Consider the following 19,343-nt stretch of genomic DNA (forward strand, 5'->3'; position numbering starts at 1 on the left):
CGGCAATCCTCGTAGATCGGCGGGGATTGTGGATTCAAGATAGGGGTAAAAACAGAGGAGGGGGGAAGATTTTTATGAAAGGGGGAGCGTGAGGCGTGAGGTGTCAGTAGTGAGTGGTCAGTAGGCTATGGCCGTATCTTCCTATTGATTGCTCACTACTGACCACTCACTACTCACTTCATAGCCCCACCAAAAACGCCATCGTATCCACTCCGTCCGCATAATCTGTCAGTCGGGGGCTTTGCGCTTGCCCAAAAGGGATCTGGCCATGACCTACCACGCACTGGATATCCGGATTTCCTTGTAACAGGCCTGTCAGTTCCGCAGGGTTTTGGTAATACTGGTAATGCAGCTGGCTTACCGGCGAGAAAGGGGATATATTTTCCGTCATCACCACCGTATCATTGTTCATGTAGTATTTATTGCCCATGATCAGCAGGGCCAGGTGATAGTCGAAATTGTGTTTGTATTTGTGGAAATCCATGAAATGTTCATATTTCCGGAGTGCATCCAGCAGGGGGATGAAATCGTATCCCTGTGGCACATACAGCTGGGTAATATTCCGGCATCCCAATCCGAAATACAGCTGTATATCATCGGCCAGTGCCGCCAGTTCTTCCGGGGTCTCGGTGCCGTCCAGAATAGCTACGGACGTGCGGTTACGGCGGATGATATGGGGGTATTTGCCGAAATAGTAGTCAAAATAACGTCCGGAATTATTGCTGCCGGTGGCAATATAGGCATCGCAGCCCGTCAGCCGTTCGGCAAACGATACCTCGTCCTGTACGGCCGGGTCCCACTCGTACAGCTTTTTCACGAGATGTTTGATCAGCACTTCATCTTTGGAAGAGGTTTTCAGGGTGGCAATATGCCCACTCACAAATACACATAAAAAATCGTGAAAACCCACCAGTGGTATGTTCCCGGCCATGACTACCCCTACGTTTTTGGGATGGGCTTGCCGCTCGGGCACCTGGTAAGCGGCGGCCCAGTCCTGCAAAAATGACGGCTTCAGGAATTGCCGGGCGATATTTTCGACAGACCTGTCTACAAATTCAGGGATGAACCACTGGTTTTCGCGGTAGGCGCGGTCTTTTAGTTCCTGCCATTCCTCAGATGCCTCCAGCATATATTGGCCCAGCCTGCCCAACAATATAATTCGTTCTTGTAAAATCATTATTCAGCCGTATTTTTGATATGCAAATGTAGAATCACTAACCCAACAAACCCATTTTGTATGGCTATCAAAATTACAGAAGAGTGTATCAACTGCGGAGCCTGCGAGCCCGAATGTCCCAACAATGCTATTTATGAAGGTGGTGTTGAATGGTCTATCTCCGATGGAACCACTGTAAAAGGCGATTTCACCCTGTTAGACGGAACGGTAGTAAGTACTGACCAGCGTTTTGCGCCGATCAGTGTAGATACCTATTACATCACACCTAACAAATGCACCGAGTGCCAGGGTTTCCACGAAGAACCCCAGTGCGCTGCTGTTTGTCCGGTAGACTGCTGTGTGCCTGATGAAATGTATCAGGAAACCGTAGAGTCACTGCTGGCTAAGAAAGGGAAATTACACATCTAATGCACATTCCGATGTGCTAAACTTTAACACCAAAAACTTGCATTTTGCTCGTGACCGGTGTATCTTAGAGTTATTAATCGCAGTATTAATAATTGTTGCTTTTAAACGGCAACAACCAGTAACGGCGGGTGATATTTCCCGTCAACGTGAGGTGAAGAGACAAGGCGTTTCTTCACCTTTTTGTTTTTAAACCCTATCTCTTTTCAAATCCTATCATTCTCTCATTAACATTCACTCATCCACTCATTCGCTCATTCACTCATTGCTACTTATATTTGCCCACAAATCAGCAATATGAAAAAACGCATCGCCCTGGTAACCGGCGGATTGAGTGGAGAAGCACAGATCAGTTATAAAAGTGCCATTACAGTAGGAAATAATGTAGACAGGGAGAAGTATGATGTATACCGTATCGACATCAACCCCGAAGGCTGGTGGTACGAACCCGTTAACGGTGAGAAATCGAAAGTGAACCGCGATGATTTTTCTATAATTGATAATGGCAGTAAAATCAATTTCGATGCGGTATTACTCTGCATTCACGGTACCCCCGGCGAAGATGGGAAACTGCAGGGATATTTTGATATGCTGCACCTGCCGTACACCAGCTGTGATGCTGCCACTTCTGCGTTAACTTTCAATAAACGTTACACAGTGGCCGTAGCCGCATTTGGTGGTATCAACGTAGCCAGATCATTACATCTTTTTAAACATACCCCCCTTACCCCTGAAGCTATCCTGGCCCAGTTAACCCTGCCGGTTTTTGTAAAACCCAATAACGGCGGCAGCAGTATTGGTATGAGTAAAGTAAATACGGCCGCAGAACTGGCACCGGCACTGGAGAAAGCCTTTAAAGAAGATGATCAGATCCTGATCGAAGAATTTATCAGCGGCAGGGAGTTTACCATTGGTGTGTTCAAAAACAAAGGAGAGATCATGGTATTGCCGATCACCGAGATAGAGACCAACAATGAATTCTTTGATTTTGAAGCCAAATACCAGGGTAAAAGTAAAGAAACTACACCGGCATTGATCGATGATGGTATGAAGAACCAGCTGGAAGCAGCTGCCAAAAGAGCCTATGAAGTACTGAATTGCCGTGGAGTAGTGAGGATCGATTTTATTTATCACACAGCCTCCGCCCAACCCTATATGCTGGAAGTGAATACCGTTCCAGGCCAGAGCGAAGCCAGTGTGATACCCCAGCAGGTGAAAGCCATGGGCTGGACACTAAAGGATTTTTATTCAGCAGTGATAGAGCAGGCATTTAGTTAATTTTCAGATTTTGGGTGGAGGAATTTTGGAATTAACTTATCTTCCTCTCTTAATCACTGAATAATCCGTAAGTACAAGATGTCGTTCATTCATAAATATATTACTTCCAAACCGCTGTGGGTTAATATCCTCGCCGCACTGGGTATCATCATCATACTGGTGCTGCTGTTTTTTGCTTCCCTTTCGTGGATCACCGGTTTCGGGAAATATGAAAAAGTGCCGGCGGTTACCGGACAGAATGCACTGGCGGCGCAAAAAATTCTCGAAGACCGGGGATTTGATGTGGTGATTCAGGATTCCGTTTATGTAGACACGGTCGCCAAACAATCCGTGATCCGCCAGTCGCCCGAAGCCGATGCTACCGTAAAACATGGCCGCACCATTTATTTAACCATCAACCGCACTATCCCCCCACAGGTAGAAATGCCCAACCTGGCAGGTTTTTCTGTAAAGAGTGCCGAAATGTACCTGCAGAGTCTGGGTTTGAAGATGGGAGAAGTCAGCTATAAACCCGATATCGCCCGCAATGCGGTGCTGGAACAGTTACTCAATAATGTGCCTATTAAACCGGGTACAAAAATCCCCATTGGTACTGTCATCAGTTTTGTACTGGGTAGCGGTATGGGTGGAGGCGAAATGGATGTACCGAATATTGTAGGCATGACATTGGATGAAGCCAGGAATTATTTAACCACCCTCAGTATTACTATCGGTTCTATTGTTGCCATGGGCCCTATCAAAGATTCCGCCAGCGCTTTTGTAATCAGACAGATGCCGGATGTATTAACCGACTCGATCGGCATAGATGGATTACGGATACCCAATAAAATGCGCCAGGGACAGGTAATGGATCTTTATATCGGACCAACCGCACCAGCTGTGGATACTGTAAGCAACGCACCCAAAAACTGATCATACAACCTATAATATACCCAACATGCAAACCATTACTGTAGAAGAACTGAAAGCAAAATTGGATACAGGAGAATCTATTCACCTTGTAGATGTAAGAGAACCTCATGAACATGCCGAATTTAATATCGGTGGACTTTTATTACCACTGGGCAAAGTGCAGACCATGCAGGTAGATGAGATCGAAGACATGAAAGACGATACCGTTTATGTCTACTGCCGCAGCGGCAACCGCAGTGGACAGGCCTGCCTCATTCTCGAAACCATGGGTTTCAAAAACCTGGTAAACGTAACCGGCGGCATGCTGGCCTGGCAGGAGAGGATTGGGAAGTAGAAAAATAGAACAGATGAACAGACGAAGAAGGAACAGACGAACATTAAATTGATTGACTCAACAATTTTCATCCGTTCTCCATTCGTTTTTTATCTGTTCATCTGTTCATCTGTTCATCTGTTCATCTGTTCTACATTCGTATATTCACCCCCACCATATAATTCGTTCCCGCCATCGGGTAGTAGCCGTTTTCGGTACTGAGGCTGTTATTGTAGATGTAATTGTAGGTATATCCATTGGGCTCATACTTTTTGTTGAAGAGGTTATTTACCTGACCAATGATATTCCATTCTTTGAATAACAATTTCTTGATGCTGTAAGATGCGCGGATATTCTGTATGAAATAGGCATTCAGTTTGCGGTTTTCCTGCTGGCTGTTATCCATGTATTGTTTGCCCACATATTTACTGATAAAACTCAACTCGAATGATTGTGTGGGTTGCAGGTTAATGGTGGCACCACCCACCACTGAAGGGGAGAAAGAGATATTTGTGTTCTTGTGTGCTACTGCATTCTGATCGCCGGTATCCCAGTTGTCAATGTACTCAATAAAAGAAGCCACTTTATTTTTACTGATCGCAAGGTTGGCCGCTACATTGATCCAGGGGGTCAGCACGGCTCCTGCCTGCAACTCAACTCCCAAACGATAACTGTGCGGGATGTTGATGCGTGTATACGATCCCACATCGTTGATCTGTCCGGTTAAGACCAGCTGGTTATAGTAATACATGTAATAGATATTGGCCCCGGCATGAAAACGGCTGTTTCTTTTTTCAATACCCAATTCTATATCGTGCAGGGTTTCTGCTTTCGGCTGACTTTTAACACCTGCCTGAAAATCATCCCGGTTGGGTTCTTTGCGAGCCAGTGCATAACTGACAAAAGCCTGCCAGCCATTGTTGGTATAGGTAATGCCCGCTTTGGGATTGAGAAAGTCGAAACTTCTGTTCACAAACAGCGTAGGGTTGCCCTGGAAACCTTTCATATCGTGGTTTACATGGCGGTACTGCAGATCGGCAAAACTTACCCAATGGGTACTTACCTGGTGCTGCCATTTGGTATAAATATTCACATCAGTTTTGGTGGCCGGGTAATTATAGTAGCGATAGTCTTTCGAAACGGTACCGGTTTGCATCCAGGTTATATTGCCGAAATGATGGCCGTCGTATTTGGTCCAGCCGCCACCAAAAGTGAGTTCATCCTTACTGTTTTTATATTGCAGGGAAGCGATCTGTCCATAGAAATAATTATCCAGCCAGCGCTGCCTTACCAGGTCTGTTTTGCTAACTGTAGCGCCACCCACCACTACATTGGGTAAGCCATATTTGGCATAAGACTGATCGGCTTTATATTCTTCGTAATAGCCTTTCCCCCTCGTTAAAAAAGCGGCTGTATTCAAAGACCATTGGCTGTTGAGGGAATGATTGAAGAATAACTGGTAATGGGTTTGGGTATAGTTATCTGTCTGGTTATCGTAAGGTGTTCCTGTTTTTTCTGTGCCTGCCGGGTTATTGGTGCGGTCTGTGTTGAGCAGGTTTTCCGGTACACCATACCATGCCTGGTAGGTCTTTTCTTTTCCGGAAAAGATATTCAGCCGCAGGGATGATCTTTTATTGAGATAGGCAGTACTTACATAAAAGGATTGCAGATCACTTTTGGCCCGCTGTATATAACCATCGCTGTTGATCCGGCTAAATCTGGCATCTACTGTAAAATGACCGTCAATTAAACCGGTACCGGCTTTCAGCGTGTTTTTCCAGGTGTTGAACGAGCCGAAACTGTTGTTCCACTCGCCGTAGGCTTTCTCATTGTATTCGTTGGTAGCCAGGTTAATGGTACCGCCAAAAGCCCCCGCGCCGTTAGAAGAAGTTCCCACACCTCTTTGCACCTGGATGCTGTTGACAGAAGAGGCAAAATCGGGCAGATCTACAAAATAAGTGCCCATACTTTCTGCATCGTTATAAGGAATACCGTTCAGTGTCACATTTACCCTTGTGGCATCGCTGCCGCGAATGCGGATGCCGGTGTAACCCACACCATTACCTGCATCTGAATTAACTACTACAGAAGGGGTCTGGTCAAGTAGGAAAGGAATATCCTGCCCCAGGTTATTTTTTGTGATCTGTTCCTTGGTCAGGTTAGCTTTCGCAAAAGGTGCCCGGTCTGAGGCCCGCAGCGATTTAACTTCGAGGGGTTGCAGGTAAAGACTGGTGGCCGTTAAGCGGATGTCAAGTTGCAGGTCTGCAGCCGCTACTGTGACGCGTTGGGTATATATGGCAAACCCAAGGCTGTTTACGGTTAGTTCATATTGTCCGCTAGTGGTGCTTTCGAAACGGAACTGCCCTTTTTCGTTGGTCAGGGTTTGCCGGTTGCCCAGTCTTACAGAGGCCCCGGCAACCGGGGTTTGTGCATTGTTTTCTCTTACGGTGCCCTGTAGCAGGCGCTTACCGGTTTGTGCAAGGGCGATGATGGTCAATAATGTCAACATCGTTGTTCCCAAAAACTTTTTCATGTTTTTTGCTTTAAAAAGTTAATAATGGGAACAGGGAATAGCTAACGGAGAGGTATCAGGAAAAATGTACACCTTCCCTTCGCAGGAATTACCCTGTTCAGGTTCAACGGGTATTATCTCAGCCGTACAGTTATGCGTGCACACATAACAGACAGCACCCCGAGGAATGATCTGGCACAAAAATAGGGATTCGGGAAATCTCTCACAACTGTAACTTTATCAGCAGAACGTCGTTACACTGAAAAATACCCCAATCATGAAGCGGATTTCTATTGCAGTCATCTTACTGCTGGGCTTTTTTACCACCCGGGCGCAGAACGAAAAGAACCTGGTGGTGGATGCCAATGCCGAGGTCAGGAATGTGAGCGGTTTTACCGGGATCGAAGTATCCGGCGCCATCGACCTGTATATTTCCCAGGGCAATGCTGAGGCCGTGGCCATCAGTGGCAATACGGATGAGATCAAGTCCCGGATCCGGACCGAAGTGCGTTCCGGCATCCTGCACATTTATTTCGATGCCAAGGGCCTGAACTGGAAAGTTTGGGGCAATAACAAGATGAAAGCCTATGTAACCTATAAAACCCTCGATAAACTGGAAGCTTCCGGTGCCTGTAATGTAAGGGCCACCGATCCCATCCGCCAAACGGAATTAAAAATGGAAATGTCGGGTGCCAGCGATTTCAGCGGGGAAGTGGTACTCGAGAAATTCCAACTCAGTGCCAGCGGAGCCTCCAACGTAAGGGTAGGTGGTAAGGCAGATAACCTGTTCATGGATGCTTCCGGTGCCTGCAATATCAAAGCCTATGAATTATCGGCCGATATGTGTAAGATTGATGCCAGCGGTGCCTCCAATATCCGGATCACGGTGAACAAGGAACTGAATGCGGTAGCCAGTGGTGGCAGCACCATTTATTACAAAGGAACCGGTCTGATCAGGGATATCAGCAGTAGCGGAGGGGCTTCTATCAAGAAGCGTTCCGACGATTAATTCAACAAACATTTGGTTACTAAGCTCCGTACCCCTACTTTTGCACTCCAAACATCGCGAGGTAGAGCAGCGGTAGCTCGTCGGGCTCATAACCCGAAGGTCGGAGGTTCGATCCCTTCCCTCGCAACTTTAAAATGCAATTATTTGATTGTCAAATAATTGCATTCTTTTTTAGAAAATCCTGATGCGTTTTCTTTAAATTTCTATTGATCTAAAGTTTTTCATTTTCCTTTTTATTAGATATTGCTATCCAAGTGCGTTTGACAATATCTATTTTTTACTGAAAAAGCAGTTGTCTTTAAATATCAATGCATTAAGACTATATTAAACCTGTAGGTTGATTAATATGATTTAAATCTTGATCGTAAAGAAATTTGGTGTTTATAGAGTTAAATGTCTAAAATCCCATTGAAAAAATCTATAGTCCCGTTATTATCATTATTTTGACATAATCATTACGAGAAATTAAAAAAAGTGTCTTAATTTTCAGAGTAAATTATTATAAAATGGCTGATAATCAACAAAATATAATTCAAGTTCCCCCTATATTGCCAGATAAACTTGATTTCGACACGGTGATAGCTAATGAGAAGATTCCTAAAATTTTCGCTAACGGTTTTTTGTTGGCTCATTCGTTAACTGATGCCACAATTATTACTCAAATCGGTGCAACTCCAACTGCTGCTGTATTTATGTCTTTTCCGGCTTTGAAAAATTTACATAAAACTCTTTCTGGAGTTATTGCAAATATAGAAAAGGGGTTAGGCCATGAAATTGAGGACATAAAGACTATTCAGGATTCTTGGAGTAAAAATGTTTTATCTGACAAAAAAGATAAATGACTATGAATGATGCTAATAAAATTGAAACTGTATATATGTCTCAGCCTTCATATGTTTATGAAGAAGCTTTAGTTATAGGTACAATATTTAACTCCAATACCGCATCAAATTTGTACAATTTCAACGCTGCTACTACCAAGTTTAATCAATTTGAGAGTGTTTATAAAGAGTTGAAATTTGAGAAGGAAGCTATTTTAGATATAGCTCATGACATTATTGAACATGCAATTCTATTAGGTAAAGAATTGACTATATCTAAAACTGGCGATAATGAAGCCCTAATTTACACTAGCTCTAATGGGGATTTCAAGAACATTATTATTGATGATGAGGGCAATATAGAATTTCTATTTATCTCAGCTAATAGAAGCGATTCTTACAATGAGTACTTCCCTTTTATTGGAAATATTAACGCTCAGGAGTTGGCCGGAAAATTATAAAACCGAAGAATTAAATCATGCCATGTCCTGAATCTATTCCCGATTATTTACATAGAAATAATAGGCCTAAATATTCTTCTGACGAGTATTTAAATGATCATCGGTTATATTCGGTTCAAACTAAAGACAATCCTGTAAAATTTCCAAATACACTTACTGCAATATCCTGTAAGTGGTCTTTAATAATTAAAGAGGAAGATGTTATAAAATCTAATGAACCGCCCATTGGTAATGATTATAAATTTGCTGTTGTCGAAGATGTAAGGAGATTAAGTGTTAGTGTTGAGAAGAGAGATAAAGGAATCCAAGAAGGATGGCACACACTTTCTTGCGTTATAGAACATGCCCCGGAGGAGTGTGAATATTCTCATAGCGAAATCCTTATTAAACATGTTTATGTTAGTGAGGAGGCGGGAGAAAAAGTTACAAAAGAACATATAATTACATATGATGATTGGGTTTCAAAAAACACTATTCTTACGAAAGGGAATGCTATAATTTCCCAATTAAAAGGCAATTATCGACTTGAATTAATCAAGTTATTTTGTTACCCAAACATTATTGAAGGGCAAATTGATACTGTCGCTAATCCGGCATCACTTTAGTATTTAGGAATATTAAATGGTAAAAGCATATCTTTACAATAAGAACGGTTTGTTATTAAACTTAAGTAGATCTTATAAATTAGCTTTATGTAATTGTTTAGTCGAATTCAAAATATTTGACAATCAATCAGGTAGGAGGAATGAACGTTCAAGATTCACTCCCTTCCCTCGCAACAAAATAAACCAGGGCCTCGTTTTGAGGCCTTTGATTTTAATAAAAGATGTCGTTTGTAAGGCATCGAAATAATGTAAAAGGGTTTAATTACCCTTGTGAAAAGCCAGAAAAGGCTTTTTTGTTCGGCTAGAGGCTACTCTGGATACTGAATGTGAGATACCGGCTACACGCGGTTACCATTGGCAGACCCCATATAATGGGTGCGCTACTGCCTGTCTCCCTTCATTTTCCGGAAATACTAACAGGGTTTAAAATCATGGACTTCCTTTAACCGGATGTTCCCAATACGGATGATATGAAAGCAGGATTTGTAAACATATTCGGTCGTCCCAACGCAGGCAAAAGCACGCTGCTCAACGCATTGATCGGGGAGAAGATGGCGATTGTATCGTCCAAAGTGCAGACTACCCGTCACCGCATCAAGGCATTCCTGAATAAACCCGGCGAATACCAGGTGATCTTTTCCGATACCCCGGGTATCATCGATCCCAAATACAAACTGCACCAGCGGATGATGGATTCTGTGAAAAGCGCCCTGGAAGATGCAGATGTGGCCCTGCTGATCGTAGATGCCAATGAGAACCTGGAAGAAGTGGATACTATTTTTCAATCACTACGCCTCAAAGTTCCCTGCCTGGTGGTATTGAATAAAATTGATGAAGCCGCCAACGGAAAAATTGCGGAGGCAGAAAAATTCTTTGCCGGCAAAAGCTACTGCAAACAGATCGTAAAAATATCTGCCCTGCAGAAAGTACACCTGAACAAATTGCTGGATGCTATCCTGGCTTTACTGCCGGAAGCAGCACCCTTTTACAGCGAAGACGACCTGAGCGATCTGCCCACCAAATTTTTTGTGGGAGAAATGATCCGCGAAAAGATCTACCAGCTCTTCGGCGATGAAATTCCTTACCATACCGCTGTTATGGTGAATGAGTTCAAGGAAAAGGAATCCCTGGTCAAGATCCAGGCAGATATCATCGTAAACCGGGAAACCCAGAAAGCCATCATCATCGGCGATAAGGGCAGCATGATCAAACAGATCGGTATGATGGCGAGAAAAGATATTGAAGAATTTATCCAGCAGAAAGTGTTCCTCGAACTCTTTGTAAAAGTGAGACCGAAATGGAGAGACAATGATCTGCAGTTGAAGGAATACGGATATAAGTAATTAAAAATTAGAAATTAACAATTAACAATTAAAAATTGAATAGACGGGTGGTAGGTTAGTAGTTAAACATTACTCACACTAATTTCTAATTACTAATTAAATCAACGTTTACATTTTTGAATATAATACAACAACTATGAGTTATACAGTAGCCATCGTGGGAAGGCCCAATGTGGGAAAGAGTACTTTATTTAACCGTTTACTGGAACAGCGGAAAGCCATTGTGGATGATATCAGCGGGGTAACCCGTGACAGGCAGTACGGACTGGCCGACTGGAACGGGAAGGTATTTAACCTGATCGATACCGGTGGTTTTGTACCGGGCAGCGATGATATTTTTGAAACGGAGATCCGTAAGCAGGTACGTATTGCCATTGAAGAAGCAGATTCTATCATTTTTATGGTGGATGTGGCCACCGGCATCACCGATCTGGACGATTCCATGGCCGATATGTTGCGCCGCGGTAATAAGCCGGTGTACGTAGTGGTGAACAAAGTAGACAATGGTACCCGTGAACTGGAAGCCACTGAATTCTATTCATTGGGTTTCGAACATAATTTCTTTATCAGCAGTATTTCCGGCAGCGGCACCGGCGAACTGCTGGATGCAGTTACCGAACCCATAACCGCAGAAGATGTAGAAACGGCGATGAAAGACAGCGGGCTGCCTAAGTTTGCGATCATCGGTCAGCCGAACGTGGGTAAATCATCCCTGCTGAATGCCCTGATTGGTCAGGAGCGAACCATTGTGAGTGATATATCAGGAACCACCCGCGATAGCATCCATACCCATTATAACCTGTTCCAGAAAGAATTCATGCTGATTGATACGGCCGGGATCCGTAAAAAAAGCAAGGAAAAGGAAGACCTGGAATTCTATTCCATCATCCGGGCCATCAAAGCTATCGATGATGCGGATGTGTGTCTGATCGTGCTGGACGCCCATAAAGGCATCACCGCCCAGGATATCACTATTTTCAGCCTGGCCGTGCGCAAGGGCAAGGGGGTAGTGGTACTTGTAAACAAGTGGGACCTGGTAGAAAAAGACACCAATACCGCCCGTGATTACGAAAAAGCCCTGAAACAGAAACTGGCGCCGTTTACTGATGTGCCCATCCTGTTTATCTCCGTAAAAGAGAAAACAAGGATCTTCAAAGCCATTGAACTGGGACTGGAAGTGTACGAGAACCGCCAGCGCAAAGTGCCTACCGCCAAGCTGAACGAAGCCATGTTGGCAGCCGTGGCCGCCTACCATGCACCGGTGGTGAGGGGAAATTCAATAAAAATCAAATATGTAACCCAGCTGCCGATTCCGGTACCATCTTTCGCTTTTTTCACCAATTATCCGGATGATATCAAGACCCCGTACCGGAATTACCTCGAAAACCAGCTCAGATTGAAGTTTAATTTCAAAGGGGTGCCTATCAGGATCTTTTTTAGAAAGAAATAAAAAATATGTGTTAAAATTTGAAAAATAAATCTGGATTACTATCTTTGCCGCCATTAAAAACTCAAAAAAACAAGTACAAATGAAAAAAGTATTCGCAATCTTAGCAGTAGCCGGCTTCATGGCTGCTTGTAACTCTGGTGAAAATGCAGCTCCTGCAGCTGATACCACTGCAACTGCAGTTGACACAACTAAAGCTGCTATGGACACTACAGCCGTAGCTGACACTACCAAAGTTGCAGCTGATACTACTAAAAAGTAATACGTAATTCAAGTATTTGGTTACTGAATATTACTTCTTGCAAGAAGGTCCTCCCGGTTTACCGGGAGGATTTTTTTTGTGCCAGTTTGTACCAAAATGACCGTTTAGGGGCCGATGGCATCAATATTGACTTATTTTTACCGACTGATCTAAGCGCAGGGCTGTAGTGGCTATGTGACATTTTGACCCAAGAAAAAAAGTATGACGACAGATAAAATGTTTTTCCGGTCGGACGAGGATACGGATTTCATGCCGATCATCCCGATCAATGAGAATGATAGTGAGCAGGACAAAAATATTGTGATCCCTGATAGTTTACCCATTCTGCCATTGCGTAATACGGTACTATTTCCTGGCGTGGTACTGCCGATCACGGTAGGGCGGGATAAGAGTATCAAAGCGGTGAACGATGCCTATAAGCTGGATAAACTGATTGGTGTAGTGGCACAGAAAGATGCCAATGTAGAGGAGCCGGCCCCCGGCGATTTATGTAAAATAGGTACGGTGGCGCGGATTGTGAAGCTGATCAAAATGCCTGATGGCGGTACAACTATCATCATCCAGGGAAAAAAGCGATTTGAGTTGCTCGAAATGACCGGTGAGGACCCGTATTTCAAAGCAGCGATCCGCACTTTGGCCGATGATGAAGTGCCCGAGAACGAGAATTTTAATGCCTATGTCAGCAGTATCAAAGACCTGGCTACCCAGATTATTCAGTTATCGCCCAACCTGCCCACAGAAGCTTCCATTATTTTAAAGAATATCGAGAACCCTGCCTTCCTGATCAATTTTGTGAGCAGTAACCTGAACAGTGACCTCACAGAAAAACAATCCCTACTCGAGATCAATGATGTGCACCAGCGGGCAGAACGGCTGGTCTTTATTCTGCAGCGCGACCTGCAGTTTGCCGAGCTGAAAGATAAGGTAACCAATAAAACAAGAACGGAGATTGATAAACAGCAGCGTGATTACTTTCTGCAGCAACAGCTGAAGAGTATCAAAGACGAGCTGGGCGGCGATACCAATGAGCGCGAGATCAACGAAATGAAGAAAAAAGCGGAGGGCAAAAAATGGCCCGAAGCTGCGAAAAATCTGTTCAAAAGCGGGATCGAGAAACTGGAAAGGATGCATCCTACCACGCCGGATTATTCGGTGGTGTACAATCACCTGGACCTGATGCTGGATCTCCCCTGGGAAGATTATACCTCAGACAATTACGATCTGAAGAATGCCAAAAAAGTACTGGATACCGATCATTACGGCATGGCTAAGATCAAGAGCCGTATTCTCGAATACCTGGCCGTATTAAAACTGAAAGGCGATATGCGTAGTCCGATTCTTTGTTTTCTCGGCCCTCCGGGTATCGGTAAAACATCGCTGGGCCGTTCCATCGCACATGCTATCGGTAGGAAATATGTACGGGTAAGTCTGGGTGGATTACATGATGAAAGTGAGATCCGTGGGCATCGGAAAACCTATATCGGTGCCATGCCTGGCCGCATCATCCAGAATATCCGCAAATGCAAATCATCGAACCCGGTGATGATCCTGGACGAGATCGATAAAATCGGGAGCGATATGCGTGGCGATCCTTCTTCTGCTTTGCTGGAAGTATTGGATCCCGAACAGAACCATACTTTTTACGATAACTACCTGGAACTGGAGTATGACCTGAGTAAGGTACTCTTCATCGCTACCGCCAATAACCTTCAGAACATACAACCCGCCCTGCGCGACAGGCTGGAAATCATTGACCTGAGTGGCTATGCGGTAGAAGAAAAAGTAGAGATCGCCAAACGCCACCTGCTGCCCAAACAGAAAGAGGCACATGGACTGGCCAAAGTGAATTTTAAGATCAGTGATAAAGTACTCGAAAAGATCATTGAACAATATACCCGCGAAAGTGGTGTGCGTGAGTTAGACCGGCAACTGGCCAGCATCATGCGCTACCAGGCCAAGGAACTGGCGATGAAGAACAAAGTGAAATCAACGGTTACTGCACAGGATGTAGAAAAAATCCTGGGACAGTCCCGATACAGTAACGAGATCTATAAAACGGCCAATATGCCGGGTGTGGCCGTTGGGCTTGCCTGGACCTATGTTGGGGGCGATATTTTATTCATTGAAACCATACTGGGCGATGGTAAAGGAGAACTGAAACTGACTGGTAACCTCGGTAATGTAATGAAGGAAAGTGCCACTACTGCGTTGAGCTACCTGCAGGCCAATGCTAAAAAACTGGGTGTGGATCCGGAACTTTTCTCGAAGAAAAATATCCATGTGCACGTGCCGGAAGGGGCTGTGCCGAAAGATGGTCCGAGTGCGGGCATCACCATGTTAACTTCTCTCACTTCAGCTTTCACCGGCAGGAAAGTGAAACCTTTCCTGGCCATGACAGGAGAGATCACTTTACGTGGACAGGTATTGCCGGTGGGGGGGATCAAGGAAAAGATCCTGGCTGCCAAGCGGGCGGGCTTAAAAGAGATCATTCTCTGCTGGCAGAACGAAAAAGATGTAAATGAAATTGAAAGCAGCTTTATCAAAGGTGTTCAGTTTCACTATGTAAAAACCATGCAGCAGGTAATAGACCTGGCTCTGGTATAAAAAAAGAGGGGTTTCCCAAAACCAAATGCAGAATCTTTTGTAATAAGACTAACGGCATCACTTCATGTTGCCGGTTTTTAGGATACTATATCCCCCAGCAAGTGGGGGATTTTTTTTGCCCTCTCGGAAACAGGCATCTTGCCTTAGATTTACAGAGAATTCAGCCCATGCGTTTTTACCTCACTTTATTGACAACCATCTGTGTGCAATGGCTTTCCGGGCAAACGCTGGGCGGGAACGCTGTTTTTCATTTTTTATCGCAACCCAATACGGCGCAGGTGGCTGCGCTGGGCGGGTATAATATTTCGGCCATCAGTAAGGATGTGGGCATGTCGTTTCAGAGCCCCGCTTTATTGCGCGAAAGCATGCACCAGCAAATGAATGCTTCCTTTCATTCCTTTCTGGCCGGGATCCGGAATTACAGTTTCACCGGTGCCTGGCAACTGGCAGAAGCCAAAACCACCATTGCAGCTGGCACTAATTATTTTGATTATGGAACGATTACCCAAACCGATGCCTCGGGCATGATACTGGGTAGCTTCAGACCGGTAGATTATGTAGTGCAGGTAATGGCCAGCCGACGGTACAAAGATTATTTCCGGTACGGATTGACCATGAAATATATCCATTCCAATTATGGACAATACCGTTCTTCCGGATTGGCTTTTGATGTGGGGGTGAGTTATTACGATTCGCTGAACCAATTGCAGGTAAGTATGGTGGCAAAAAATATGGGTACACAGGTAAAGACCTACGATGGCAGCAACCGCAAAGAAGAACTTCCCTTTGATCTGCAGGTCGGGGTTACCAAACGTTTAGCCAACGCACCTTTACAGTTTTCTGTAACAGCCCATCATTTGCAGCAACTGAATAGCTATTACAACGATACCAGTTTCCGTGCTTCGGAAGGGGAGATTGGGTATGCGGCTAACAGTACTGTGCAGAAAATATTTTCACACCTGGTTTTCTCTGCACAGGTATTTCTGCACGAAAAACTAGAATTGGATGCAGGCATTAATTTTCAACGGCGGCAGGACCTGAATGCCTATAACCTGTCCAGTGGATTAAACGGATTCACATTCGGTACCGGTATTTTTCTTCGTCGCGTACATATCCGTTATGCAACCGGATTGTACCAGCGCAATCTCTTTCACCAGTTTTCGATCAACCTGAACTGGAGCGGTCGCGATATGTAGGATCGTTTATTGCACGGTCAGGTGCAGGTAAATAAAAGTAGAATCGTTCCGGCAGGGTTTTCTGTTGCCGGGATCCTGGCTGATGGCCAGGCTTATATTTTCTTCACCCTTATAAGCAGGGTTGGATTGGTAGTGATAAACATAGGAGAACTGGTCTGATTCGTTTTCCAGCTGGCTGATGGTATAATTGGTTCCTTTCTCCAGCAGGCTTGCCCAATCTCCTTCATCACCATAGGGTGCCAGTGGCAGCCAGAAATCTGCCCCCGCCATGATTGTTTTATCGATCCTGATCTCTGCGGGCATTTCTCTTTCCGAAATATCCTTGCGGCAGGAAGCCATTACGAACAGGAGCGCAAACAGCGAAAGGAAGTAGAAATAATTCTTTTTCATCTGCATGACTTATATGCAGGATAAGATACCCCTGAGGGCAGTTCTGTTGCCCGCCCCCAAAAACTGTGCCCTTGTGCCTTGGTGTGATTATGCTCACACCAAGGCACAAGGGCACAGTTATTTTTTATTTATTTACCGGTTCCTGTTTTCTTGGGTGGCATTAATACTGCAGGTTTTTTAACAGGAGCAGCAGGTTGGGCCTGAGGTTTATCGCCAGGTTTCTTGGTGTCTTTTTCTTTTGGATCCGTAGTGGCTGGCGTAACCGGTTTTACCACTGGTTTGCCATCTTCCAGTTGCGATTCTGGTACAATGTCTTCGATCTTTATTTTCTCAGGTACTCCATAATCAGTAGAAGCACCGGTACCCATATCTTCCACTTCACCACCCAGTACCGGAACACCGCCATTGCTGTAATCGATATTGATATCATTCACTCCATCCGGTTTCACAAATGTGAGTTTGGTATCAATACCACAGTTGGGGTCGGCAGCTGCTTTGGCCATGAAATAGGCCCAGATCGGCATGGCGGCCCGTCCGCCTTCCCCGTTTTTACTTTCTGTATTAAAGCGGATAAAACGGTCATCACAACCCACCCAGCCACCGGCGAGGAATTGCGGTGTATAGCCCATGAACCAGGCATCACTGTTATCGTTGGTAGTACCTGTTTTACCGGCTATTTCCATATCACCCGGTACATCATAACCCCAGATACCGGCACCGGTTCCGTTGGTCATAACCCCCTGCATCATTTTGATCACAGAATAAGCGGTTACATCGCTGATCACTTCTTTGCGGTGAGGCGTAAAAGTAGCGAGCACATTCCCGTTCCTGTCTTCGATACGGGTGATGTACATGGGTTTGGCATTAAAGCCGCGACCAGGGAACATACTGTATCCCTGCATCATTTCGATCAACGATAATTCAACGGCACCGATGCCGATAGAAGGGTAGGCAGGTATATTGGAAGTGAAATCACACTTACGCAGAAATTCTATTAATCTTTTGGCGCCCTCATTACCGTTATTATCCAGTTGTTTCAACACATAGGCCGTAGCACAGTTTCTTGATTTGGCCAATGCCAACGCCATGGGCATAGTGGCACCGGTACAGGTTTTGGTGGTAGCGGGTACCATGCCATAACCGCCGAAACTCTGCTGTTGGTCGTACACAATGGTATTGGGTGTAAAACCGGCTTCTTCAATGGCCAGACTGTATAACAGCGGTTTCATGGTAGAACCTATCTGGCGTTTGGTATTGATATTAACGTGGTCAAATTTAAAAGTCTTGTAATCAATACCTCCTACCCATGCTTTTACCTGTCCATCCAGCGGATTCATGACCATAAAACTGGCCTGTAACATCTGGCGGTGGTATTTGATGGAATCGATCGGTGTCATGATCGTATCCTTTCCACGCGCATTGTTCCAGGCAAACACATGCATGGGCACTTTCTGGTCAAAGGTTTTGCGGATTTCATCCTCTTCCATTCCTTCCTTCTTCAGGTTGCGCCAGCGGTCGCTTTGTTTAGCCGCAGCTTCGATCACATTTTCATAGCCCTTCCATACCGTTCCTTTTTTGATATTCTCCTGGCTGTTCAGGAGCTTCTGCATGTAGTTGATGTGTTTGGCCACGGCTTCTTCGGCATACAACTGCATGCGTGGGTTAATGGTGGTATAGATCTTCAATCCATCGCGATACAGATTGTAGTTATCGCCATTGTTCTTTTTATGCTCTTTGCACCATTTCTTCATTTCTTCTCCCAGTATCATCCGGAAGTAGGGACCGAGACCATTGTTCTCGTTCAGTTTGGTGTAATGCAGGTCAATCGGTTTGCGTTTCAGGATCTCTGCTTCAGCACTCGTAAGATCACCCTTGGTTACCAGGCGGTTCAATACCAGGTTCCGCCTTTCGAGCGCCCTGCGGGGATTGGTACGGGGGTTGTAGATACCGGGACCGTTGATCATTCCAATCAGTACAGCGGCTTCTTCCACACTCACCCTGTCGGGTTCTTTCTGGAAAAAAGTGTTGGAGGCGTTACGGATACCGTACACATTATCGCTGAACGCCACCGTGTTCAGGTATAAAGTGATGATCTCTTCCTTGGTGAAATTCCTTTCCAGTTTAACCGCAATGATCACTTCCTTTAATTTCTGGATACTGCGGAGGATAAAATTCTTGGTACTCCAGTTTTCGGTAAACAGGTTTTTGGCCGTTTGCATGGTGATGGTACTGGCACCGCCCTCACTGCCAAGATAAAGAAAGGCGCGCATCAAAGAAAAACCGTCGATACCGCTATGGTCATAAAACCGTTTATCTTCTGTAGCTACCAGCGCATTTACCACGTGTTTGCTGATATCCCTTGTTAACACGTTTACCCTGTCTTCAATATAATATTTACCCATCGGGGTACCATCATCTGCAAATACCTGGCTGGCCTGTGAGGCAGAAGGATTCTCAATATCATCTATCGATGGCATATCGCCGATCCAGCCCCAGTTGAGCATGAGCAGGAAGAGGATAACAAAAGCGAACCCTCCCCAAAAGATCTTCCAGAATGTTTTTACAGACTTCGTCATAACTGCTGAGATGAAATGTATGTTTCGGCGGT

At 44.9% G+C, this 19,343-nt stretch carries 17 protein-coding genes, 1 tRNA gene and 1 riboswitch; of the genes, 14 read left to right on the forward strand and 4 right to left on the reverse strand.

Annotated elements, in window-relative coordinates:
* Positions 1 to 178 precede the first annotated feature (178 nt).
* Positions 179 to 1,177, reverse strand: coding sequence for an acyl-CoA reductase (locus AC1RNB_RS08160; RefSeq protein WP_493082176.1), 999 nt, complete (start codon positions 1,175 to 1,177; stop codon positions 179 to 181).
* A gap of 60 nt (positions 1,178 to 1,237) precedes the next feature.
* On the opposite strand from AC1RNB_RS08160, the gene AC1RNB_RS08165 reads away from it, so the two are divergent.
* The 4 genes from AC1RNB_RS08165 (at position 1,238) to AC1RNB_RS08180 (ending at position 4,106) form a co-directional block, all read left to right on the forward strand.
* On the forward strand, positions 1,238 to 1,585 hold the full coding sequence (locus tag AC1RNB_RS08165; protein WP_493082177.1) for a 4Fe-4S dicluster domain-containing protein: 348 nt from the start codon (positions 1,238 to 1,240) through the stop codon (positions 1,583 to 1,585).
* Between the two features lie 294 nt (positions 1,586 to 1,879).
* Entirely contained in the window at positions 1,880 to 2,860 is a 981-nt protein-coding gene (locus tag AC1RNB_RS08170) for a D-alanine--D-alanine ligase (protein WP_493082178.1), read from the forward strand.
* A gap of 78 nt (positions 2,861 to 2,938) precedes the next feature.
* Positions 2,939 to 3,772 carry a PASTA domain-containing protein gene (locus tag AC1RNB_RS08175; RefSeq protein ID WP_493082179.1) on the forward strand — a complete coding sequence of 278 codons (834 nt, stop codon included), beginning with the start codon at positions 2,939 to 2,941 and terminating at the stop codon, positions 3,770 to 3,772.
* Between the two features lie 25 nt (positions 3,773 to 3,797).
* The gene (locus AC1RNB_RS08180) at positions 3,798 to 4,106 is read left to right on the forward strand and encodes a rhodanese-like domain-containing protein (protein WP_493082180.1); all 309 of its coding nucleotides are present in this window, start codon (positions 3,798 to 3,800) and stop codon (positions 4,104 to 4,106) included.
* 130 nt (positions 4,107 to 4,236) lie between these two features.
* Here the strand turns inward: AC1RNB_RS08180 and AC1RNB_RS08185 are convergent, their stop codons facing one another.
* Positions 4,237 to 6,618 (reverse strand): TonB-dependent receptor, encoded by a 2,382-nt coding sequence (locus AC1RNB_RS08185; protein WP_493082181.1) that lies wholly within the window; start codon positions 6,616 to 6,618, stop codon positions 4,237 to 4,239.
* Positions 6,619 to 6,675: 57 nt separating this feature from the next.
* Positions 6,676 to 6,790, reverse strand: a riboswitch (TPP riboswitch).
* A gap of 84 nt (positions 6,791 to 6,874) precedes the next feature.
* Between AC1RNB_RS08185 and AC1RNB_RS08190 the strand changes: the two genes are divergently transcribed.
* The 10 genes from AC1RNB_RS08190 (at position 6,875) to porQ (ending at position 16,345) form a co-directional block, all read left to right on the forward strand.
* On the forward strand, positions 6,875 to 7,606 hold the full coding sequence (locus AC1RNB_RS08190; protein WP_493082182.1) for a head GIN domain-containing protein: 732 nt from the start codon (positions 6,875 to 6,877) through the stop codon (positions 7,604 to 7,606).
* A 55-nt stretch (positions 7,607 to 7,661) separates the two neighbouring features.
* Positions 7,662 to 7,733: transfer RNA gene (locus AC1RNB_RS08195), tRNA-Met, on the forward strand.
* Between the two features lie 379 nt (positions 7,734 to 8,112).
* Positions 8,113 to 8,448: a hypothetical protein gene (locus AC1RNB_RS08200; RefSeq protein WP_493082183.1), complete on the forward strand. Its 336-nt coding sequence runs from the start codon at positions 8,113 to 8,115 to the stop codon at positions 8,446 to 8,448.
* Between the two features lie 2 nt (positions 8,449 to 8,450).
* Positions 8,451 to 8,888, forward strand: a complete 438-nt coding sequence (locus tag AC1RNB_RS08205; RefSeq protein ID WP_493082184.1) for a hypothetical protein — start codon at positions 8,451 to 8,453, stop codon at positions 8,886 to 8,888.
* 17 nt (positions 8,889 to 8,905) lie between these two features.
* Complete coding sequence (locus AC1RNB_RS08210) at positions 8,906 to 9,493, forward strand: hypothetical protein (RefSeq protein ID WP_493082185.1); 588 nt, start codon at positions 8,906 to 8,908, stop codon at positions 9,491 to 9,493.
* A 470-nt stretch (positions 9,494 to 9,963) separates the two neighbouring features.
* Positions 9,964 to 10,836 carry a GTPase Era gene (gene era, locus AC1RNB_RS08215; protein WP_493082186.1) on the forward strand — a complete coding sequence of 291 codons (873 nt, stop codon included), beginning with the start codon at positions 9,964 to 9,966 and terminating at the stop codon, positions 10,834 to 10,836.
* Positions 10,837 to 10,972: 136 nt separating this feature from the next.
* A complete protein-coding gene (der, locus tag AC1RNB_RS08220) occupies positions 10,973 to 12,286 on the forward strand; it encodes a ribosome biogenesis GTPase Der (RefSeq protein ID WP_493082187.1) in 1,314 nt (437 codons plus the stop codon).
* A gap of 79 nt (positions 12,287 to 12,365) precedes the next feature.
* Positions 12,366 to 12,545, forward strand: coding sequence for a hypothetical protein (locus tag AC1RNB_RS08225; RefSeq protein WP_493082188.1), 180 nt, complete (start codon positions 12,366 to 12,368; stop codon positions 12,543 to 12,545).
* A gap of 201 nt (positions 12,546 to 12,746) precedes the next feature.
* The gene (gene lon, locus AC1RNB_RS08230; RefSeq protein WP_493082189.1) at positions 12,747 to 15,149 is read left to right on the forward strand and encodes an endopeptidase La; all 2,403 of its coding nucleotides are present in this window, start codon (positions 12,747 to 12,749) and stop codon (positions 15,147 to 15,149) included.
* A gap of 167 nt (positions 15,150 to 15,316) precedes the next feature.
* Positions 15,317 to 16,345 carry a type IX secretion system protein PorQ gene (gene porQ / locus AC1RNB_RS08235; protein WP_493082190.1) on the forward strand — a complete coding sequence of 343 codons (1,029 nt, stop codon included), beginning with the start codon at positions 15,317 to 15,319 and terminating at the stop codon, positions 16,343 to 16,345.
* A gap of 6 nt (positions 16,346 to 16,351) precedes the next feature.
* On the opposite strand, the gene AC1RNB_RS08240 is transcribed toward porQ, so the two are convergent.
* Both AC1RNB_RS08240 and AC1RNB_RS08245 read right to left on the reverse strand, forming a co-directional pair.
* Complete coding sequence (locus tag AC1RNB_RS08240) at positions 16,352 to 16,735, reverse strand: hypothetical protein (RefSeq protein WP_493082191.1); 384 nt, start codon at positions 16,733 to 16,735, stop codon at positions 16,352 to 16,354.
* A 128-nt stretch (positions 16,736 to 16,863) separates the two neighbouring features.
* Positions 16,864 to 19,311 carry a transglycosylase domain-containing protein gene (locus tag AC1RNB_RS08245; RefSeq protein ID WP_493082192.1) on the reverse strand — a complete coding sequence of 816 codons (2,448 nt, stop codon included), beginning with the start codon at positions 19,309 to 19,311 and terminating at the stop codon, positions 16,864 to 16,866.
* Positions 19,312 to 19,343 lie beyond the last annotated feature (32 nt).

The sequence above is a fragment of the Sediminibacterium sp. GW821-FHT12F12 genome (assembly GCF_058806635.1).